The sequence below is a fragment of the Microbacterium sp. JZ31 genome (assembly GCF_016805985.1).
GTDB lineage: Bacteria > Actinomycetota > Actinomycetes > Actinomycetales > Microbacteriaceae > Microbacterium.
In genome coordinates this window covers 2,040,822-2,060,262 of sequence record NZ_CP017661.1, presented here as the reverse complement: position 1 = coordinate 2,060,262, position 19,441 = coordinate 2,040,822, and the positions used below count along the sequence as shown (strand labels likewise).

The 19,441-nt window shown below is 70.5% G+C and carries 17 protein-coding genes and 1 tRNA gene; 12 read left to right on the top strand and 6 right to left on the bottom strand.

Annotation, left to right across the window (positions count from 1 at the left end):
- Positions 1 to 34 precede the first annotated feature (34 nt).
- The 3 genes from BJP60_RS09855 to BJP60_RS09845 all read left to right on the top strand — a co-directional run bounded on the left by BJP60_RS09855 (position 35) and on the right by BJP60_RS09845 (position 3,798).
- A complete protein-coding gene (locus BJP60_RS09855) occupies positions 35 to 706 on the top strand; it encodes an L-ribulose-5-phosphate 4-epimerase (protein ID WP_203139206.1) in 672 nt (223 codons plus the stop codon).
- Between the two features lie 27 nt (positions 707 to 733).
- Positions 734 to 2,245: an L-arabinose isomerase gene (gene araA, locus BJP60_RS09850; protein ID WP_203135595.1), complete on the top strand. Its 1,512-nt coding sequence runs from the start codon at positions 734 to 736 to the stop codon at positions 2,243 to 2,245.
- Between the two features lie 368 nt (positions 2,246 to 2,613).
- Positions 2,614 to 3,798 (top strand): acetyl-CoA C-acetyltransferase, encoded by a 1,185-nt coding sequence (locus BJP60_RS09845; protein WP_203135594.1) that lies wholly within the window; start codon positions 2,614 to 2,616, stop codon positions 3,796 to 3,798.
- Positions 3,799 to 3,875: 77 nt separating this feature from the next.
- Here the strand turns inward: BJP60_RS09845 and BJP60_RS09840 are convergent, their stop codons facing one another.
- A complete protein-coding gene (locus BJP60_RS09840) occupies positions 3,876 to 4,895 on the bottom strand; it encodes a LacI family DNA-binding transcriptional regulator (protein WP_203135593.1) in 1,020 nt (339 codons plus the stop codon).
- Between the two features lie 362 nt (positions 4,896 to 5,257).
- On the opposite strand from BJP60_RS09840, the gene BJP60_RS09835 reads away from it, so the two are divergent.
- Positions 5,258 to 6,352, top strand: a complete 1,095-nt coding sequence (locus BJP60_RS09835) for an ABC transporter substrate-binding protein (protein ID WP_238439376.1) — start codon at positions 5,258 to 5,260, stop codon at positions 6,350 to 6,352.
- 243 nt (positions 6,353 to 6,595) lie between these two features.
- On the opposite strand, the gene BJP60_RS15410 is transcribed toward BJP60_RS09835, so the two are convergent.
- On the bottom strand, positions 6,596 to 6,724 hold the full coding sequence (locus BJP60_RS15410) for a hypothetical protein (RefSeq protein WP_257793726.1): 129 nt from the start codon (positions 6,722 to 6,724) through the stop codon (positions 6,596 to 6,598).
- A 150-nt stretch (positions 6,725 to 6,874) separates the two neighbouring features.
- Between BJP60_RS15410 and BJP60_RS15285 the strand changes: the two genes are divergently transcribed.
- The 6 genes from BJP60_RS15285 to mmsB all read left to right on the top strand — a co-directional run bounded on the left by BJP60_RS15285 (position 6,875) and on the right by mmsB (position 14,243).
- Positions 6,875 to 7,279, top strand: a complete 405-nt coding sequence (locus BJP60_RS15285; protein ID WP_238439375.1) for a carbohydrate ABC transporter permease — start codon at positions 6,875 to 6,877, stop codon at positions 7,277 to 7,279.
- The gene (locus tag BJP60_RS09825) at positions 7,279 to 8,169 is read left to right on the top strand and encodes a carbohydrate ABC transporter permease (protein WP_203135592.1); all 891 of its coding nucleotides are present in this window, start codon (positions 7,279 to 7,281) and stop codon (positions 8,167 to 8,169) included. Before BJP60_RS15285 ends, BJP60_RS09825 begins: the two co-directional genes overlap by 1 nt.
- Positions 8,170 to 8,171: 2 nt before the next feature.
- The gene (locus BJP60_RS09820) at positions 8,172 to 10,079 is read left to right on the top strand and encodes a glycoside hydrolase family 127 protein (protein ID WP_203135591.1); all 1,908 of its coding nucleotides are present in this window, start codon (positions 8,172 to 8,174) and stop codon (positions 10,077 to 10,079) included.
- Positions 10,080 to 10,225: 146 nt separating this feature from the next.
- Complete coding sequence (gene chvE, locus BJP60_RS09815; protein WP_203135590.1) at positions 10,226 to 11,380, top strand: multiple monosaccharide ABC transporter substrate-binding protein; 1,155 nt, start codon at positions 10,226 to 10,228, stop codon at positions 11,378 to 11,380.
- Between the two features lie 92 nt (positions 11,381 to 11,472).
- Complete coding sequence (gene mmsA / locus BJP60_RS09810; protein WP_203135589.1) at positions 11,473 to 13,023, top strand: multiple monosaccharide ABC transporter ATP-binding protein; 1,551 nt, start codon at positions 11,473 to 11,475, stop codon at positions 13,021 to 13,023.
- Positions 13,020 to 14,243, top strand: coding sequence for a multiple monosaccharide ABC transporter permease (gene mmsB, locus BJP60_RS09805; RefSeq protein ID WP_203135588.1), 1,224 nt, complete (start codon positions 13,020 to 13,022; stop codon positions 14,241 to 14,243). The genes mmsA and mmsB overlap by 4 nt, the downstream gene beginning before the upstream one ends.
- A gap of 401 nt (positions 14,244 to 14,644) precedes the next feature.
- Here the strand turns inward: mmsB and BJP60_RS09800 are convergent, their stop codons facing one another.
- The 3 genes from BJP60_RS09800 to BJP60_RS09790 form a co-directional block, all read right to left on the bottom strand.
- Positions 14,645 to 15,439 carry an SDR family NAD(P)-dependent oxidoreductase gene (locus BJP60_RS09800; RefSeq protein ID WP_203135587.1) on the bottom strand — a complete coding sequence of 265 codons (795 nt, stop codon included), beginning with the start codon at positions 15,437 to 15,439 and terminating at the stop codon, positions 14,645 to 14,647.
- A 129-nt stretch (positions 15,440 to 15,568) separates the two neighbouring features.
- Positions 15,569 to 17,212, bottom strand: a complete 1,644-nt coding sequence (locus tag BJP60_RS09795) for an ABC-F family ATP-binding cassette domain-containing protein (protein ID WP_203135586.1) — start codon at positions 17,210 to 17,212, stop codon at positions 15,569 to 15,571.
- Positions 17,213 to 17,325: 113 nt separating this feature from the next.
- Positions 17,326 to 17,787: a DUF2000 domain-containing protein gene (locus BJP60_RS09790; protein ID WP_203135585.1), complete on the bottom strand. Its 462-nt coding sequence runs from the start codon at positions 17,785 to 17,787 to the stop codon at positions 17,326 to 17,328.
- 102 nt (positions 17,788 to 17,889) lie between these two features.
- Here BJP60_RS09790 and BJP60_RS09785 point away from each other — a divergent pair, with 102 nt between their 5' ends.
- Positions 17,890 to 18,360 (top strand): Lrp/AsnC family transcriptional regulator, encoded by a 471-nt coding sequence (locus tag BJP60_RS09785; RefSeq protein WP_238439374.1) that lies wholly within the window; start codon positions 17,890 to 17,892, stop codon positions 18,358 to 18,360.
- 80 nt (positions 18,361 to 18,440) lie between these two features.
- Positions 18,441 to 18,513 (top strand) — tRNA-Met (locus tag BJP60_RS09780).
- 105 nt (positions 18,514 to 18,618) lie between these two features.
- On the opposite strand, the gene phnF is transcribed toward BJP60_RS09780, so the two are convergent.
- Positions 18,619 to 19,359, bottom strand: coding sequence for a phosphonate metabolism transcriptional regulator PhnF (gene phnF / locus BJP60_RS09775; protein WP_203135584.1), 741 nt, complete (start codon positions 19,357 to 19,359; stop codon positions 18,619 to 18,621).
- Positions 19,360 to 19,441: the final 82 nt, after the last annotated feature.

Genomic DNA, 19,441 nt, shown 5'->3' with positions numbered 1-19,441 from the left:
AGTCGAAGTGACCGAGCCCGCCGTCCCCGCCGCGATGCGGGAAGCCGTCGAAGCCGCCCGCGAGCGGGTCGCCGCGCTGCATGCGGAGCTGCCGCGCTGGGAGCTCGTCGTCTGGACCGCCGGCAACGTGTCCGAGCGCGTCCCGGGCGCGGACGGGCACCCCGACCTGTTCGTGATCAAGCCGTCGGGCGTCTCGTACGACGAGCTGGATGCCGCCGCGATCGTCGTGTGCGATCTGGACGGCAACCTCGTCGAGGGCACCCGCAATCCGTCGTCCGATACGGCAGCGCACGCGTACGTGTACCGCCACATGGCGCACGTCGGGGGAGTGGTGCACACCCACTCGACGTACGCGACCGCCTGGGCGGCGCGCGGCGAGGAGATCCCGTGCGTGCTGACGATGATGGCCGACGAGTTCGGCGGGCCGATCCCCGTGGGGCCGTTCGCGATCATCGGCGACGACTCGATCGGACGCGGCATCGTCGAGACGCTGCGCGATCACCGCAGCGCCGCGGTGCTGATGCGGAACCACGGCCCGTTCACGATCGGCCGCGACGCGAAGTCGGCCGTCAAGGCGGCCGTGCTGCTCGAGGAGGTCGCCCGCACCGTGCACATCTCGCGCCAACTCGGCGAGCCGCTGCCCATCCCGCAGCAGGCGATCGACTCCCTCTACGACCGCTACCAGAACGTCTACGGCCAGCGCTGATGCGGGCCGCCTGAAAGGAACACAGCGATGACGAAGCCCTACGCAGATCGCGAGATCTGGTTCTTCACCGGCAGCCAGGACCTCTACGGCGAGGAGACCCTCCGCCAGGTCGCCGAGCAGTCGCAGGAGGTCGCCCGCGCGCTGGACGCGTCGTCCGACGTGCCCGCGCGCATCGTGTGGAAGCCGGTCCTGAAGGATGCCGCGTCGATCCGCCGCGCGATGCTCGACGCCAACGCGGACGACAGCGTGCTCGGCGTGATCACGTGGATGCACACCTTCAGCCCGGCCAAGATGTGGATCGGCGGGCTCGACGCCCTCCGCAAGCCGCTGCTGCACCTGCACACGCAGGCGAACGTCGAGCTGCCGTGGGACAGCATCGACTTCGACTTCATGAACCTGAATCAGGCCGCTCACGGCGACCGCGAGTACGCCTACATCGCCGCTCGGCTGGGCGTCGCCCGCACGACGGTCGTCGGCCACGTGTCGAACCCCGCCGTGCAGCGTCGCGTCGGCACCTGGATCCGCGGCGCCGCCGGCTGGGCCGCGACCCACGAGCTGAAGCTCGTGCGCTTCGGCGACAACATGCGCAACGTCGCCGTCACGGAGGGCGACAAGACCGAGGCCGAGCTGCGCTTCGGCGTCTCGGTCAACACGTGGGGCGTGAATGAGCTCGTCGCGGCGATCGAGCAGGTCGACGAGGCCGACATCGACGCGCTCGTCGCCGAGTACGAGGAGCTGTACGACGTCGTCCCCGAGCTGCGCAAGGGCGGCGAGCGGCACGAGTCCCTGCGGTACGCCGCGAGCCAGGAGCTCGCGCTCGAGGCGTTCCTCACCGAGGTCGGCGCCAAGGCGTTCACGACCAACTTCGAGGACCTCGGGGCTCTTCGCCAGCTGCCCGGCATCGCCGTGCAGCGCCTGATGGGCAAGGGCTACGGCTTCGGCGCCGAGGGCGACTGGAAGACGGCCGTGCTCGTGCGCGCCGCGAAGGTCATGGGCGAGGGCCTGCCCGGCGGCGCGTCGCTCATGGAGGACTACACGTACGACCTCACGCCCGGCTCCGAGCTGATCCTCGGCGCCCACATGCTCGAGGTCTGCCCGTCGCTCACGACGTCGAAGCCGCGCGTGGAGATCCACCCGCTCGGGATCGGCGGCAAGGAGGACCCGGTGCGCATGGTGTTCGACGCCGACGCGACCGAGGGCGCCGTCGTGGTGTCGCTCGCCGACATGCACGACCGCTTCCGCCTCACCGCGAACGTCGTCGACGTCGTGGCCCCGCCCGCGCCGCTGCCGCACCTGCCGGTCGCGCGCGCGGTGTGGCAGCCCCGTCCGTCGTTCGAGGTGTCGGCCGAGGCCTGGCTGACCGCCGGAGGCGCCCACCACACCGTGCTGTCGACGGCCGCAGGGGTCGAGGCGTTCGAGGTGTTCGCCGACATCGCGCGCTGCGAGCTGCTCGTGATCGACGAGGCCACCACGCGCCGCGGCTTCGCCGACCAGGTTCGCTGGAACGCCGCCTACCACCGCCTGGCTCAGGGCCTCTGAGCCACCAGCTCTCGAAGGGCGGGCGCCGGTTCACCGGGCCCGCCCTGCGGTCGTGTGGGGCTGGTGCTGCGCGCGGGCGGGCGGCGTCCGGATACAGGCTCGATGTGGCGGGAGTGGCTCGGACGGGCGGGTGAGCCTGTGTGCGCGCGCCAGCCTGTAGCCGCGCGATCCGTCACCGTGCTCCGCGGTGCGCAGCCCGTGGGAACGGTCGTCCCGATACAGGCGCCACGGGGCGGGAGCGATCCAGTCGGACGGATGAGCCTGTGTACGGGCGCACCAGCCTGTGCGCAGCGATAACCCGACGGCGTCCGTGAGTTTCCCCGGCAGGGCAAGATGGAACAGGAACCTGCACCGGAGGAGGTAGCCGCATGAATGATGCGGATGTCGTCATCGTCGCCGCCGCACGCACGCCCCAGGGGCGGCTGCGCGGTCAGCTCGCGTCGTTCTCGGCACCCCAGCTCGGGGCGCTCGCGATCCGCGGAGCGCTCGAGCGCGGCGGCGTGGCTCCCGAGCACGTGGACGCCGTGATCATGGGCCAGGTGCTTCCCGCGGGGTCGGGGCAGAACCCCGCACGTCAGGCCGCGATCGGCGCCGGGATCGGCTGGGACGTGCCGGCGCAGGGCGTGAACAAGGTCTGTCTGTCGGGTCTCACGGCCGTGATCGAGGCGAGCCGGATGATCCGTCTCGGCGACGCGACGACCGTCGTGGCGGGAGGCATGGAGTCGATGACCCAGGCGCCGCACCTGCTGCCGGCTTCGCGGGCGGGATACGGGTACGGCTCGATCGAGGTGCTCGACCACATGGCCCATGACGGCCTCGTCGACGCGTACGACCGCGTCAGCATGGGCGAGTCCACTGAACGCCACAACGGCCGGTTCGGGCTCGACCGCCGGACGCAGGACGAGGTCGCCGCGCTGTCGCACCAGCGCGCGGCGGCCGCGCAGGCGTCCGGGGTGTTCGACGACGAGATCGTGCCCGTCGAGGTGCCGCAGCGCAAGGGCGACCCCCTGACGGTGGCGCAGGATGAGGGAGTGCGGCCGGACACGACGGTCGAGACGCTCGCGGGGCTGCGGCCCGCATTCACGAAGGACGGCACGATCACCGCCGGGAACGCGTCGCAGATCTCCGACGGCGCGTCCGCCACGGTCCTGACCACGCGCGCGCACGCGTCGGAGCGCGGCTGGACCGTGCTCGCCACCGTCGGCGCGTCGGGTCAGACCGCGGGCCCGGACAACTCCCTGCAGGCGCAGCCCGCGCAGGCGATCCGCCGCGCGTGCGAGAAGGCGGGGATCGCCCCGGGCGACCTGGATCTGGTCGAGATCAACGAGGCGTTCGGCGCGGTGGTCGCGCAGTCGCAGGCCGAGCTGGGCCTGTCGAGCGACGTCGTGAACCTCCACGGCGGCGGCATCGCCCTCGGCCACCCGATCGGTGCCTCCGGCGCGCGGCTCGTCGTGCACATGGCGCACGAGCTCGCGCGTCGCGGCTCCGGCACGGGCGTGGTCGCGCTGTGCGGCGGCGGGGGACAGGGCGACGCGCTCATCCTGACTCGCTGAGCCGGCCCTCGCTTCGCGGAGGGCCGCCGCGGAGCGCGGGACCTGTGGATCGATGGGATCAGCGCCGCGCGAGGGGATCAGCGCCGCGCGATCGTCGAGCCGCGGATGACGAGTCGCACGGGCAGATGGTGCGTCCCGGCGCCGATGTCCACGCCGTCGATCGCGTCGAACACGCGCAGCGCGGCCTGCCGGCCGAGGTCCTGCAGGCCGGCGTCGATGCTCGTGATCTCCGGGGTGGAACCCGTCGCCAGCGTCTCCCAGTTGTCGTAGCCGATGATCGCGACGTCGTCCGGCACGCGCCGCCCGGTGTCCTGGACGGCGTCGAGGACACCCCTGGCGATCTGGTCGCTGCCCGCGAACACGGCGTCGATGTCGGGGTGGCGCTCCAGCAGAGCCCGCGTCGCGTCGCGCCCCCAGTGCTCGGACCACTCGGAGAACATCGGCTCGCCCACGAACTCGAGCCCTGCGGCCGAAAGCGCGTCGCGCGCACCGGTCACGCGATCCTGCGCCGCGGCATATGCCGGGTCTCCCGTGACATGCGCGATCCGGGTGCGGCCGAGCGAGAGCAGGTGCTCGATCGCGAGGCGTCCGCCCGCCCCGTTGTCCGGGGTGAGCGACAGGTCCCGCGGATCGTCGGAGGGGGCGTACGCGTAGACGACCGGCACCGGCAGCTCCTGGCCGAGCGAGGGGCGCGGATCGGTCTGGCGGCCCACGACGATGATGCCGTCGACGCGGCGGCTCAGCAGTGCCTGGAGGTGGTGCTGCTCGCGGATCGCGTCGCCGCGCGCGTCGCACAGGAAGACGTTGATGCGCCCGGCGCCGAAGGCGTCCTCCGCTCCCATCAGGATCGGGATCATGAAGCGGCCCTCGAGATCACTCGTGAGCAGGCCCACGGTGCCGCTGCGTCCGGCGATCAGCCCGCGTGCGACGACGTTCGGCGTGAAGGCGAGCTGGGTCGCGGCCGCCCGCACGCGCTCACGCGTGGCGTACGCCACGTCGCCGCGGTCGTTGAGTGCCTTGGACGCCGTCGCGAGAGAGACGCCGGCCCGCTGCGCGACGTCGCGCAACGTGGCCGCGCGGGCGTTCTGATCCGACATCCGGCCCTCCTCCTCGAACCTCAAACGATATCGATCTTCGCCGTTGACGGGCTCGTGTGACCAGGCTACCGTGACCGAAAGGGCTTTCGGAGATTTCGAAACTCCTGTTCCCACCACGCAGCGGTGCCCCGACCGCGCGCGGCTCAACGACGAGCTGAGGAGAAGCACATGAGATCCAACACCGTGCGCCGGATGGCGCTCACCGCCGTGGCGCTCGCCGCCGTCACCGCCCTCTCGGCCTGCGCGGGCGGGGAGGGCAGGCGGCCTCCGCGCCGGAGGACATCCCGGCCGAGGGAATCGACGACGGCTCCAAGCTCACGCTCTGGACGCGCGCCCCGCTCGAACTGCAGGCGAATCTGCTCGTGGACGCCTACAACGCGACGCACGAGAACCAGGTCGAGCTGACGGTCGTCCCGAACGACGACTACGTGGCGAAGGTGGGCGCGGCCGCCGGGTCGGGAGGTCTGCCGGATCTGTTCGCCGCCGACATCGTGTACGTCCCGAACTGGGTGCAGTCCGGCCTGTTCGCCGACATCTCGAGCCAGATCGACGGGCTCGACTACAAGGACGAGATCAACCAGGGCCACTTGGGCGCCGGCACGTACGACGGCAAGGAGCACGTCCTGCCCTTCGTGCTCGACCTGTCCATGATGATGTGGAACAAGGACCTCTTCGAGCAGGCCGGCCTCGACCCCGACCAGGCGCCCGAGACCTACGACGACTTCGTCGAGGCCGCGAAGGCCGTGCAGGATCTCGAGCTCGACGGCGTGTACGGCACCGCGAGCGGGTTCAACTGCGGCGGCTGCCTGGTCTTCACCTGGTTCCCGAGCATCTGGGCCTCCGGCGAGCAGGTCATGAGCGAGGACGGCACCGAGTCGCTCCTCGACGGCGCGGCCGCCACCGAAATCTACGACGCCTGGAAGGAGCTCTACGACTACGGCGCCGTGCTGCCGAGCACCGTCGACGAAGCCGGAGCGACGTGGGTCGCGGCCTTCCAGGAAGGCAAGGTCGGCGTGATGCCGTTCCCCGCCACGCTCGCGGCGGGTCTCGAATTCGACGCGGGGCTCTCGGGTCTGCCCGGCATCGACGGCGGCGTCTCGACGTTCGTCGGCGGCGACGGCATCGGCATCTCGAAGGACTCCGACCTCGCGCCGCAGGCGTGGAACTTCCTGTCCTGGATGATGTCCGAGGAGGCGCAGGTCGAGGTGCTGGCCAAGAACGGCAACGCGGTGTCCCGGGGCGACCTCGGAGACAACGAGTACGCGTCGGCGGACCCGTTCATGCCGACCGTGAACGAGGTCGCGGCCCAGGGTGACACGCCGGTCGCGATGAACTTCCAGCAGGCGTTCAACGCCGTCGGAAGCCCGTGGGTGACCATGATCCGCAACCGGATCCTCCAGGGCACCGACTCGCTCCAGGCCGACAACGCCGAGATCACCGCGATCCTCGGCGGATGACGCCCTCATCCGGTGGGGCGCTCGCGTCCGAGCGCCCCACCGCTCCCGGAGACACCATGTCCAGAACCTCACGCGCGCGTCTGCACGGGTGGCTGTACGCGTCACCCACCGCGGTCTTCGTGCTCGCCCTCTTCGTCGTCCCGCTCGTGCTCGTGCTGCAGATGTCCGCGAGCGACTGGCCTCTGCTGGGTGGCAACCGGGCCTCAACTTCCCGCAGAACTTCATCGACGCCGTCGGGCACCGTCAGTTCGGGCCCGCGATCGGCTTCACGCTGCTGTACACGCTCGTCACCACGGTCATCCTGCTCACGGCGGCGCTCGGCCTCGCGATGCTCGTGCAGGAGTCGACGCGCTGGAAAGGGCTGCTGCGCACGGCGATCCTCGTGCCCAGCGCTCTCGGGCTCGCGTCCGCGTCGCTGCTGTTCTACGTCCTGTACTCGCCGTTCGCGGGACCGTTCGCCGATCTCATGGGGACTGGGGATTCACCTTCCTGGGCACACCCACCGGAGCCCTGTGGTCCACCGTGTTCCTCATCGTGTGGCGCTTCGCCGGGTTCTACATGCTGCTGATGCTGGTCGGTCTGCAGGGCATCCCCGACGAGGTGTACGAGGCGGCGCGCCTCGACGGCTCGGGCGCCTGGAAGTCCTTCTGGCACATCACGATCCCGCTCCTGCGTCCCACGCTCGCCCTGACCACCGTGCTGTGCGTGACCGGCTCGCTGCTCGCGTTCGACCAGTTCTACATCCTCACCAAGGGCGGACCGGACAACTCGACGGTGACCATCGTCCAGCTCATCTACAGCGCGGCGTTCCAGGGGCAGAACCACCTCGGCGTCGCGTCCGCCCTCTCGGTCATCGTGCTCATCGCCTTGGTCGGCATCAACGCGCTTCAGCTGAGGGCCTTCCGCGGCCCGGACGAGGAGAAGTGATGGCGCTCACCGTCGAGACCGGACCCGTCACCCACCTGCTGCGCACGCAGCCGAGGAAGCGGCGCCGCCCCGTCGGGCGGGTGGTGCTCGGGATGCCGTATGCCGCGTTCACGGGAGCGATCGCGATCGTCTTCCTCTACCCGCTCGTGTGGGCCGGAGTGTCATCGGTCGCGCCGCGACCCGGCACGAGCCAGACGGAGGGTTGGGGGTTCGGCAATTACGCCGCCCTGGCCGAGTTCCAGGCCGGCATCTGGGTGTACCTGGGCAACTCGCTGTTCGTCTCCCTGCTCACGGTGCTGCTGACGCTCGTGATCTCGTTCCTCGGCGGCTACGCGTTCGCGCGCTTCGACTTCCCGGGCAAGGATCTGCTCTTCCTGAGCGTGCTCGCGATCCTGATGGTCCCGTACGGCACGATGCTGATCCCGCTCTATGTGATCCTCAACGCCGTCGGCCTCGGCAACTCGCTGGTCGGTGTCGCACTGGTCCTGACGATGTTCCAGCTGCCCTTCTCGATGTTCATGATGCGGATCTCCTTCGAGTCCGTCCCGCGCGAGCTCGACGAGGTCGCGATGCTCGACGGCTGCGGCACGTTCGGCGTGCTCTGGCGCGTGCTGCTGCCCATGGTGAAGCCGGGGCTGATCACGGTGGGACTGTTCGCCTTCCTCACCGCCTGGAACGACTTCATCGGACCGCTGATCCTCATCACCGACACCAACCGGATGACCGTGCCCCTGGTGGTCGCCAACATGCGGGGCCAGGTGATGGGCGTCGTCGACTACGGCGCGACGACGGCCGGCGTGGTCGTGCTCGCCCTGCCGTGCATCGTCCTGTTCCTGCTCCTTCAACGTCACTACGTGCGCGGATTCATGTCCGGCGCCTTCAAAGGATGATCATGATCGACACCACAACCCCCGTCGCCACCGTCGTTCCGAGCCACGGCGCGCTCGCCCCGCTCGGACTCGACGAATTCCGGATCGACGGGGGGCTCTGGGCGCAGCGCCAGGCCGTGAACGGCTCGGCGACGATCGCCCATGTCGGCGACCGTCTCGAGAGCGAGGGGTGGCTGCCCAACTTCGATCTCGCTGCGGGCGGTCGCCTGCCGGAAGGGCGCCGCGGGCGCGAGTTCGCCGACTCCGAGGTCTACAAGTACCTCGAGGCGCTCGCCTGGGAGATCGGCAGGACCGGGTCGGAGGCACTCGAGCGGACCTTCCGCGCCGCCGTCGCCCGGGTCGGGGCCGCGCAGGAGGCGGACGGCTACCTCGACACGGCGTTCGGGCGTCCGGGTCAGGGGGAGCGCTGGAGCGCGCTGGAATGGGGCCACGAGCTGTACTGCCTCGGGCACCTCATGCAGGCGGCCGTCGCGCGGGCGCGCACGCGGCCGGAGGCCGACGACGGACTGCTGCAGATCGCGACGCGCGCGGCCGACCTCGTCGTGCGCGAGTTCGGGCCGGATGCTCGCAACGGCGTGTGCGGGCATCCCGAGATCGAGCTCGGGCTGGTGGAGCTCGGCCGCGTCACCGGCGATCAGCGGTACGTCGACCAGGCCGCGCTGTTCGTGGAGCGCCGGGGGCACGGCACGCTCGGCGAGATCGAGTTCGGCCGCGAGTACTTCCAGGACGCCGTCCCCGTGCGTGAGACGGAGGTGCTGCACGGCCACGCCGTGCGCGCGAACTACCTCGCAGCCGCCGCCGTGGACGTCGCGGTCGAGCGCGAGGACGCCGAGCTGCTCGCCGCGCTGCGCCGGCAGTGGGATCGCACGATCGCACGGCGCACCTACATCACCGGCGGTCAGGGCGCGCATCACCAGGACGAGGCGTTCGGCGCCGACTGGGAGCTGCCGAGCGACCGCGCGTACTCCGAGACGTGCGCGGGCGTCGCGTCCGTGATGTTCGCGTGGCGCCTGCTGCTCGCAACGGGTGAGGCGCGATACGCGGATCTCATCGAGCGGACGCTGTTCAACGTCGTGGCGACCGCGGTCGCGGACGACGGACGCGCGTTCTTCTACTCGAACCCCCTCCATCAGCGCGTGGAGGGCGCGCCCGCGGATCCGGGCGCGACCGTGGGGCGCGCGTCCACGTCGCTCCGCGCGCCGTGGTTCAGCGTGTCGTGCTGCCCCACGAACATCGCGCGCACGATCGCGACGCTCGGCGCGTACGCCGCGACGCGCTCGGAGGACGGCGTGCAGCTTCACCAGTACGCCGCGGGGCGGCTGACGTGCACGCTCGCATCCGGTGCGCGCGTCGCGCTGACGGTCTCGGCGGACTATCCGACGTCGGGGGAGGTCCGCGTGCGCATCGATGAGGGCGGCGAGTTCGAGCTCGCGCTGCGCGTGCCGGCGTGGGCCCACGAGGCGACGCTCGACGGCGAGCCCGCGGGGCCCGGATACGCCCGCATCCGGCGCAGGTGGCGGCCGGGGGACGAGGTCGTGCTGTCGCTTCCGGTCGCACCGCGCGTCGTGCGTCCCGATCCGCGCATCGACGCCGTGCGCGGCTGCGTCGCGGTGGAGCGCGGCCCCGAGGTGCTTGCCCTCGAGTCGATCGACCTCGGCGCGCCGGTCGACGGCGCGGCGCTCGTCCCCGGCTCGCTGCGTGCGGAGGGCGATGCCGTGTTCGCGGACTTCGCCGTGCTCGACGACGCGCGAGGCGACGCGGACGCCGACCCGTGGCCGTACGCCGAGACAGCGGAGCATTCGGTGATCGTGCGCAGCGCGCGCCTCGTGCCGTACCGGACGTGGGGCAACCGCGGCCCCGCGACCATGCGCGTCTGGCTGCCGCTCGGGGAGGCGCCCGACTCGAACTGACCGACTCCTCCCGCCTCTCGTCCGGCCCCTCGGAGCGTCGCTCTGCGGGGTTGTCCGTGTGAACGTGCACATTCGGTATGTGAGCGCTAACATGTTCACACGCCGGGTGCGCTCACCCGGTTCTCGAGGAAGAGAGAGGCACAGCAATGAAGCGGACTGCTCTGCGGTTCATCACCACCACGGGCGCAATCGCCCTCGCCATCGGTCTCGCGGGCTGCGCGAGCGGATCGGCCGGTTCCGGGGACGGCGGCAGCGCCGCTCCCGCCGAGGACCTCACGGTCGGCGTCGCCATGCCGACCGAGACGTCGGAGCGCTGGATCAACGACGGCGACGCCGTCAAGTCGCAGCTCGAGGAGGCCGGCTACGAGGTCGACCTGCAGTTCGCGAACGACGACATCCCGACCCAGCAGCAGCAGATCGAGCAGATGGTCACGAAGGGTGCCGACATCCTGATCGTCGCGTCGATCGACGGCACCGCGCTTGCCAGCCAGCTCGAGGCCGCCGCCGAGAAGGGCATCCCGGTCATCGCGTACGACCGCCTGATCAACGGCACCGAGAACGTCGACTTCTACGTCACGTTCGACAACTACGAGGTCGGCGTCCAGCAGGCCACGTCGCTGCTGCAGGGCCTCGGCTACCTCGACGCCGAGGGCAACGAGACCGACCTGACCGACAAGAAGATCATCGAGCTGTTCGCGGGCTCGCCCGACGACAACAACACGGGCTTCTTCTTCGACGGCGCCATGGACACCCTGAAGCCGTTCATCGACGACGGCCGCCTGACGGTCGGCTCCGGCCAGACGTCGATGGACCAGGTCGCCACGCTTCGCTGGGACGGCGCCACCGCCCAGAAGCGCATGGAGGACCTGCTGACCTCGACCTACGGTGGCGGCTCGAAGCCGCTGCACGGCGTGCTCTCGCCGTACGACGGCATCTCGCGCGGCATCATCACCGCGCTGCAGAACGCCGGCTACGGCGACACGATCGAGGACGGCCTGCCCGTGGTCTCGGGTCAGGACGCCGAGATCGCCTCGGTCAAGCTGATCAACGACGGCGTGCAGTTCGCGACGATCTTCAAGGACACGCGCAAGCTCGCCACGGAGGCGGTCAAGGCCGCCGAGGCGTACGCCGAGGGTGGCGAGCCCGAGGCCAACGACGAGGAGACCTACGACAACGGCGTGAAGGTCGTGCCGTCGTACCTCCTGGAGTCGGACATCGTCGTGAAGGACAACATCACGCCGCTGCTCGTCGACTCCGACTACTGGACGGCCGACGAGGTCGCCTCGGGCGTCGCGGAGTAATCCGACCCCATCCCTCCGGCGGTGCCCGCCGGGTCGTGACGTCTGTCGCGCCCGGCGGGCATCGCCTCCGAACCCACCCGAAGGGACGGACGATGACTGACGCGATCCTCGAGATGCGTGGCATCACCAAGGACTTCCCGGGCGTCAAGGTGCTCAAGGGAGTGAACCTGAGCGTCGCGCGCGGCGAGATCCACGCGATCTGCGGCGAGAACGGCGCCGGCAAGTCGACGCTCATGAAGGTGCTGTCCGGCGTGTACCCGCACGGCACCTACGGCGGCGAGATCCTGTTCGACGGCTCGGCCGTGTCGTTCTCCGGCATCCGCGACTCCGAGCACCGGGGCATCGTGATCATCCACCAGGAGCTCGCGCTCGTGCCCTACCTGTCGGTGGCCGAGAACATCTTCCTGGGCAACGAGCGCGTGCGCGGCGGGCTGATCGACTGGAACCAGGCCAACCACGAGGCCGCCGACTACATGGCGCGCGTCGGACTGGACGAGAACCCGACGACCCCCGTCGGCGAGCTCGGCGTCGGCAAGCAGCAGCTGATCGAGATCGCCAAGGCGATGACCAAGGACGTCAAGCTGCTGATCCTGGACGAGCCGACCGCCGCGCTGAACGACACCGACTCCGAGCACCTGCTGGGCCTGCTGCGCGAGCTGCGCGACCAGGGCATCACGTGCATCATCATCAGTCACAAGCTCGGCGAGATCGAGGCGATCGCCGACTCGACGACGATCATCCGCGACGGCGAGTCGATCGAGACGATCGACATGCACGGTCCGGATGCCACGCAGGATCGGATCATCCGGGGCATGGTCGGGCGCTCGCTCGACTCCCGCTTCCCGGAGCGCACGCCGCAGATCGGCGAGGAGATCTTCCGCGTCGAGAACTGGACCGTCCACCACCCGACGCAGGCGGACCGCGTCGTGGTCGAGGACGCGACGATCTCGGTCCGCGCGGGCGAGATCGTCGGGATCGCCGGCCTCATGGGCGCGGGACGCACCGAGTTCATGATGAGCGTGTTCGGCCAGTCGTACGGCCGTGACATCTCGGGTCGCGTGCTGCTGCACGGCAAGGAGATCCGCACGCGCACGGTGCGCGAGGCGATCGAGAACGGCCTGGCGTACGTGTCGGAGGACCGCAAGCACTACGGGCTGAACCTGATCACCGACATCCGGACGAACATCACGTCCGCGGCCCTGGACAAGCTCACCAACTGGGCGTCGTTCGTCAACGGCAACGAGGAGATCAAGGTCTCCGAGGACTACCGCAACGCGATGAACATCAAGACCCCGACCGTGATGCAGATCGTGGGCAACCTCTCCGGCGGCAACCAGCAGAAGGTCGTCCTGTCGAAGTGGCTGTATTCCGACCCCGAGGTGCTGATCCTCGACGAGCCGACCCGCGGCATCGACGTCGGCGCCAAATACGAGATCTACGAGATCATCAACCAGCTCGCGGCACAGGGCAAGGCGATCATCGTCGTCTCGAGCGAGCTTCCCGAGCTGCTCGGCATGAGCGACCGGATCTACACGCTCGCGTACGGCCGGATCACCGGCCAGCTGCCCATCGCGGAGGCCACGCAGGAGAACCTGATGAGCCTCATGACCATCGAGAAGAACCAGAAGGAGGCCGCGGCATGAGCAATGTCCTGGCTGAGACCAAAGACCTGTTCACGCGCAACCTCCGCACGTCCGGCATCTACATCGCGTTCGTCGCGATCGTGGTGCTGTTCACGATCCTGACCGACGGTCTGCTGCTCAACCCCGAGAACGTCACCAACCTGGTGCTGCAGAACGCGCACATCCTGATCATGGCGCTCGGCATGATCATGATCATCGTCGCCGGTCACATCGACCTGTCGGTCGGCTCGGTGCTCGCGTTCGCGTCGGCTGTTTCGGCCGTGCTCGTGATCCGGCAGGGGATGCCCTGGTGGGTCGGCCTGCTCGCGGCCGTGCTCGTCGGCGTGCTCGTCGGCGCCTGGCACGGCTTCTGGGTCGCGTACGTCGGCATCCCCGCGTTCATCGTGACGCTCGCGGGCATGCTCCTGTTCCGCGGTCTGACGCTCGTCGTGCTGCAGAACGTCTCGCTGTCGCCGTTCCCCGCCGACTACAAGACGATCGCGACCGACTTCTCGCGCGGACTGTTCGGCGAGATCGTCGTCGGCCAGGGCGAGGGCCTCAAGGCCGTGCCCGTCACGGTCGACCTCTTCACGCTGCTGATCGGCGTGCTCGCGGTCGGGGGCTTCATCTACTCGCAGGTCCGCAGCCGCCGCGCCCGCATCGGCTACAACCAGAAGGTCGAGTCGATGCCGCTGTTCGTGCTGAAGCTCGTCGCGGTCGCCGCCGTCGTGATGGCGTTCGCGTGGGCCCTGGCGTACAACCGCGGCTTCCCGTACATCCTGATCGTGCTCGGCGTGCTCGTGCTGGTGTACCAGCTGATCACCAACCGCACAGTGTTCGGTCGCCACGTGTACGCGGTCGGCGGCAACCTCGCCGCCGCGAAGCTCAGCGGCGTGAACGTCGCCCGCGTGAACTTCTGGCTGTTCGTGCACATGGGTCTGCTCACGGGTATCGCCGCCGCGATGTTCTCGGCGCGCTCGAACGGCGCGCAGCCGAACATGGGCAACAGCTTCGAGCTCGACGTGATCGCGGCCTGCTTCATCGGCGGCGCCTCGACCACGGGCGGCATCGGCCGCGTGACCGGCGCCCTCGTCGGCGGTCTCGTGATGGCCGTGATGTCGAACGGCATGTCGCTCATGGGCGTGCCGCAGTCGCTGCAGCCGATCGTCAAGGGCCTCGTGCTCCTGATCGCGGTCGCGTTCGACATCTACAACAAGCGTCGCGCGGGCGCCACGCGCTGAGTCCCGCTCGGTTTGCGGCGGGTCGCTCCTTCGGGAGCGGCCCGCCGCTTCGCTGTGCGAGGGAGGAACCAGCGGGTCGAGACGGGGTGACTTCTCCTCCCGCCTGGCGTGCGCGGGAGCTGCTCTGATGCCCGGTTGCTGTGGTGTCTGCACGGATCCGGAAATCCGCACGGATCCGGACCGGATGCGGCGCGAGCGTCCGGAACGGTGCAGATCTCCGCAGGCGTGACGCGCCGTCCGCCCCGCCGGGGCGCGATCGCCACGACGCGATCCGGACGTGACCACATGCCGTGACCGTGGCAGGTCCGGTCACGGATCCGGAGATCCGCACGGATCCGGATCTGATGCGGCGTAGACGTCCGGAACGGTGCAGATCTCCGCAGGCGTGCCGCCGCCGGGCGTCAGGGCACGATCGCGTCGACGTACCCGCCGTCGACGCGCACGGCCGCGCCCGTGGTGGCCGAGGCCAGGGGAGAGCTGAGGTAGGCGACCATGTTCGCGATCTCCTCGGGCTCGATGAGCCGCTGCAGCAGCGACTGCGGGCGGTGGGTGCGCATGAACTCGCGCTGCGCCTCGTCCCACGGCAGGCGCTCGTCGACGAGCTCGTAGACGAACTTCTCCACGCCGCCCGTGTGGGTGGGGCCGGCGATCACGGAGTTGACCGTGACACCGGTGCCGGCCGCCTCCTTCGCGAAGCCGCGCGACACGGCGAGCAGGGCGGTCTTCGACATGCCGTAGTGAATCATCTCGGCCGGGATGACGATCGCCGAGTCGCTCGCGATGTTCAGGATGCGACCCCAGCCGCGTCCGGTCATGCCCGGCAGCGTCTCGCGGATGAGTCGCACCGCGGCGAGCACGTTGACCTCGAAGTAGCGGCGCCACTCGTCGTCGTCGATGTCGAGCGCGGGCGCGGAGCCGAAGATCCCGAGGTTGTTGATCAGGATGTCCACGTCCCCGGTGGCGGCCAGCACCGCGGTGGCGCCCTCCGCGTCGGTCACGTCGCCCGGCGCCGCGACGAGGTCGCGCTCGCCGTTCTCGCCGCGCAGCTCGGCGATCGTCGCCTCCACGCCGTCGGCCGAGCGGCCGTTGATCGCCACGCGGGCCCCCGCGTCCGCGAGCGTCGCGGCGATCGCCCGCCCGATGCCCTGCGTCGAGCCCGTCACCAGTGCCGTCTTGTCCGTCAGATCGATGCGCATACCGGGGGAGAACCGTTCCCGGCGCGGGAGCATTCCGCGAGGTGCGCGGATCCGAACCGATCCGCGCATCCGAAGAGATCTGGGTCCGGTGCGGACTCCGGATGCGCGGATCCCTTCGGATGTGCCCTGCTAGGCGTCGAGTTCGGCGCGCTCGTCGAGCACACCGCCCGGTTCGATGCCGATCACCACGTCGATCCCGAGCCGGCGCAGGAACGCGTGGTCGTGGCTCACGATCAGCAGCGCGCCGCGATACGCCTCGAGCGCCTCCGCGAGCTGCTCGACGCTCGCGATGTCGAGATTGTTGGTCGGCTCGTCCAGGATGAGCAGCTGCGCCGGCGGATCCGCGAACAGCAGCTTGGCGAGGGCGACGCGGAACCGCTCGCCGCCCGAGAGCGTGCCCACCGGCCGGTCGAGTGCGCTGCCGCGCAGCAGCAGCCGGGCGAGCTGGTTGCGCAGCTCGCCCGGCGCCGCCCCCGGCGCGGTGTCGCGCACGTTGTCGACCGCGGAGCGTGCATCGTCGAGGTCGTCGATGCGCTGGCGCAGGTAGCCGACGCGGTCCGTGAGGAGCGTGCCCCGCACCGCGCCGGCACCCGCGGCCGCCTTCGCGCCCGCGACGAGCGATTCGAGCAGCGTGGTCTTGCCCGCGCCGTTCGGCCCGACGAGCGCGACGCGCTCGGGACCCTGGATCGTGATGGTGCGGGATCCGTCGGTCAGCTCGGCGATCCGCTTGCCGCGCGGGACAGCCGGATCGGGAAGCGTGAGATGGATGTGCTCGTCCTCCCGCACGCGGGCGTCGGCGGCGTCGAGCGCATCCTGCGCCGTCTGCACGCGCTCGTCGAGCAGGCTGCGGTGCGATCCCGCCGTCTCCTGCGCCTTGCGCTTGCGCGCGTTCGCGAGGATCTTCGGCATGTTCTCGGCCGACTTCTTCCCGGCGCGGGCGCGCGCGGCGAGCTTCGCCTCCGCCTCCACGCGCTGGCGCTTCTCGACCTTCAGGTGCTGCTGCGCGGTGCGGGCCGCCTGCGCGGCCGCCGTCTGCTCCTGGTCGACGAAGGCGCGGAAGGCGCTGTACGGTCCGCCGAACACCTCGAGCACCGCGCCGCGCCCGCGGCCGGCCTGGCCGAGCCCCGTCGTGCGCAGTTCGGCGGTGTGGCTCATGCGCTCGAGCAGCTCGAGGTCGTGGCTGACCACCACGAGGGTTCCCGGCCAGCTGTCGATCAGCTCGCCGAGGCGCACCCGGGTGGGGCGGTCCAGGTTGTTGGTCGGCTCATCGAGCAGCGTGATGGCGGTGCGGCGAAGGCGCAGGCCGGTGATGGCGACGAGCATCGCCTCGCCACCGGAGAGCTCGCCGACCCGGCGATCGAGATCCGCGGCGCGGAAGCCGATGTCTGCGAGCGCCTCGTCGCCGCGGGCCTCGATGTCCCAGTCATCGCCCACGGCGTCGAAGTGCCGCACGTCGACGTCGCCCGTCTCGATCGCCCGGAGGGCGCGCAGGGTCGGCGCGATGCCGAGCAGGTCGGCGATCGTCGTGTCACGTCCGAGCGTGAGGGTCTGGGGCAGGTAGCCGACGTCGCCGGCGGCGTCGATGCGGCCCAGCGTGGGCGTGAGAATGCCGGCGATGAGCTTCAGGAGCGTCGATTTGCCGACGCCGTTGCGTCCGACGAGACCGGTGCGGCCGACGGGGAGCGTGCCGTTCAGGCCGTCGAGGGCGATGGATCCGTCGGGCCACTCGAACGAGACGTCCGACAGTGAGATGGCAGAAGGGGACAGGGGCATGAGGAGACCTTTCGGGGCGACGATGAGGAGCGCGCACCCGAGTGCTCCGGGTGCCGGTTAGTTCCTGTCGACCTCGATCTCCATGCCCTCACCGTAGCACCGGGGACCGACGCTCACGCCAGCAGCGGCAGCCGGCCCACGATGCGGTCGACGCGGTTGCGCGGTCCGACGAGGCCGACCGCGAGGTAGCCGAGGTCCTCGGAGGCGCGCCCCGAGACCTCGGCGAGGTACTCGTCGTACACGCGCGTGAGCTGCGCGTGCGCAGGCATGTCGGCGACGAACACGCCATCCGACGCGGCGGCCTTCGCGCGGATCGCGGCGAGCTGCGCGGCGTCGGCGGAGAGCACCGAGCAGCCGATCCAGGGCAGCCCCGCGTGGGCCGACCCGTGGCCGTCGACGGCGCCCGGGCCGAGCAGCCCCGCCACGGCCTCACCCGTCGCGGCGCCGACGCACGCGGTCGCGTTGGCGATGCGCCCGGCCGGCAGCGAGCCGTCGACGACGACCACCCACTTCAGTCGTGCGGCGCGCGTCGGCGCGGTCGTGTCGATCTCGTCCGGTGCGAAGCCGATGTCCATGTGCTCTCCTCGTGTTCGGATGCGCGGGTGATCCTCCAGAATGTAGCCAGGGATCCGCTGGTGCGGATCCAGCGGCGTATGACGTACGGATGAGGGTGGCGAATGACGGATCTGGACGGACTTGATGCGGCGATCCTGGCTGCGCTCCAGACGAATGCACGGATGACGAACCGCGAGGTGGCGGCACGCGTCGGCGTCTCGCCGACCACGGCGCTCGATCGCACGCGCGCGTTGCGGCGGCGTGGCGTCATCCGCGGGGCGACGCTGGACGTCGATCTGCCGAGTGTCGGCCGCGGCGTGCAGGCGCTCATCTCGGTGCGCGTGCGGCCGCCGTCGCGCGAGGTGATCGAGGCGTTCCGCGACTGGGCATCCGACCTGCCCGAGACCCTCGGCGTCTTCGTCGTGAGCGGCGACGTCGATTTCGTCATCCACGTCGCGGTGGCCGACAACGACGCGCTCTACGCGTTCGTGATCGACCGTCTCACCGAGCGCGAGGAGATCGCGGACGTTCGCACGACCGTGGTGTACGAGCACCTGCGCGGCCCAGGGATCGGGATCACGCCGACACGGTGACCTCGGTGTGACGCGGCGTGACGTCACGCACCGTCACAGCCGCCCGCGCCGCCCGGCGGCGGTCATAGCGTGGTGGGCATCGCGGCGATCCGGGTGGTCCCGGGGCCCGGCTCATATCCGGTGCTGCAGCGGGTTCGACTCCCGCCGTCGCGTCTACGCTGGCAGCGCCGCGGGACCGCGAAACATCCGCGGGGTGACGAGACATCACCGCACGTCGAGGTTTCGCCGCGCGATTGAGGTCTCGCGGCCGTGGCCGCATCAGTTCGTGGGTGCGACGTGCTCGATGTCCAGCCGCACCCGCTGAGCAGCGAAGCGCGTGATCTGGTGCTGCAGGGGAGTGCCGTCGACCAGCGTGTCGAGCGACTCGGTCACGAGCACGATCGCGCCGGGGTCGAGCGCCAGCAACGCGGCCTCCGATGCCGTGGCGTGGCGCGCCGCCACGACGGTCGAGGCGCGGACGTAGTCGTCGATGCCGCTCGCCCGTAGCGCAGCCGTGACCGACGACGTGCGGCGCAGCGCCGCGGCACCGTCCGGCAGCAGCGCCGGGTCGAACCAGCGCGTCGCGAGCGCGAGCGGCTCGCCGTCGACGGTCCGCAGGGCCTCGACGCGCACGGCGGGAGCGCCGGCTGCGATACCGAGCCGGGCGGCCACATCGGCGGGGGCCGGCTCCGTCGCGCTCTCGAGCACGCGGCCGGCGGACGAGTGGCGGTCGCCCAGGCTGGTCGACAGCCGCGTGCGCATGCCGATCCGGTGCACGTGGACGGATCCGCCCGTGACGAACGTGCCGCTTCCGCGGCGCGACTCGACAAGGCCGTCGGCCGCGAGGGATGCGAGCGCCTGGCGCGCCGTGTGGCGGTTGACGCCGAACCGCTCGGCGAGCGCGCTCTCGGACGGCAGGCGATCGCCCACCGCCAGACGGCCCTCGGCGATGTCGGCGCGCAGCTCCTCGGCGATCAGGCGCCACGCCGAGTAGCCGGTCGCACGGGCGGGTTCGGACACACGTCTCCTCGAGGGGTTCACCGGATGTTCATGCGCGCGTGGACGGATCCGGCTTCTGCTCCTCACATCGTGCCACTAATCT

Bases quoted from the DNA above. Each gene is read 5' to 3' on its own strand.
- BJP60_RS09855 (WP_203139206.1), top strand. From the start codon at position 35: ATGCGGGAAGCCGTCGAAGCCGCCCGCGAGCGGGTCGCCGCGCTGCAT.
- araA (WP_203135595.1), top strand. From the start codon at position 734: ATGACGAAGCCCTACGCAGATCGCGAGATCTGGTTCTTCACCGGCAGC.
- BJP60_RS09845 (WP_203135594.1), top strand. From the start codon at position 2,614: ATGAATGATGCGGATGTCGTCATCGTCGCCGCCGCACGCACGCCCCAG.
- BJP60_RS09840 (WP_203135593.1), bottom strand. From the start codon at position 4,895: ATGTCGGATCAGAACGCCCGCGCGGCCACGTTGCGCGACGTCGCGCAG.
- BJP60_RS09825 (WP_203135592.1), top strand. From the start codon at position 7,279: ATGGCGCTCACCGTCGAGACCGGACCCGTCACCCACCTGCTGCGCACG.
- BJP60_RS09820 (WP_203135591.1), top strand. From the start codon at position 8,172: ATGATCGACACCACAACCCCCGTCGCCACCGTCGTTCCGAGCCACGGC.
- chvE (WP_203135590.1), top strand. From the start codon at position 10,226: ATGAAGCGGACTGCTCTGCGGTTCATCACCACCACGGGCGCAATCGCC.
- mmsA (WP_203135589.1), top strand. From the start codon at position 11,473: ATGACTGACGCGATCCTCGAGATGCGTGGCATCACCAAGGACTTCCCG.
- mmsB (WP_203135588.1), top strand. From the start codon at position 13,020: ATGAGCAATGTCCTGGCTGAGACCAAAGACCTGTTCACGCGCAACCTC.
- BJP60_RS09800 (WP_203135587.1), bottom strand. From the start codon at position 15,439: ATGCGCATCGATCTGACGGACAAGACGGCACTGGTGACGGGCTCGACG.
- BJP60_RS09795 (WP_203135586.1), bottom strand. From the start codon at position 17,212: ATGCCCCTGTCCCCTTCTGCCATCTCACTGTCGGACGTCTCGTTCGAG.
- BJP60_RS09790 (WP_203135585.1), bottom strand. From the start codon at position 17,787: ATGGACATCGGCTTCGCACCGGACGAGATCGACACGACCGCGCCGACG.
- BJP60_RS09785 (WP_238439374.1), top strand. From the start codon at position 17,890: ATGACGGATCTGGACGGACTTGATGCGGCGATCCTGGCTGCGCTCCAG.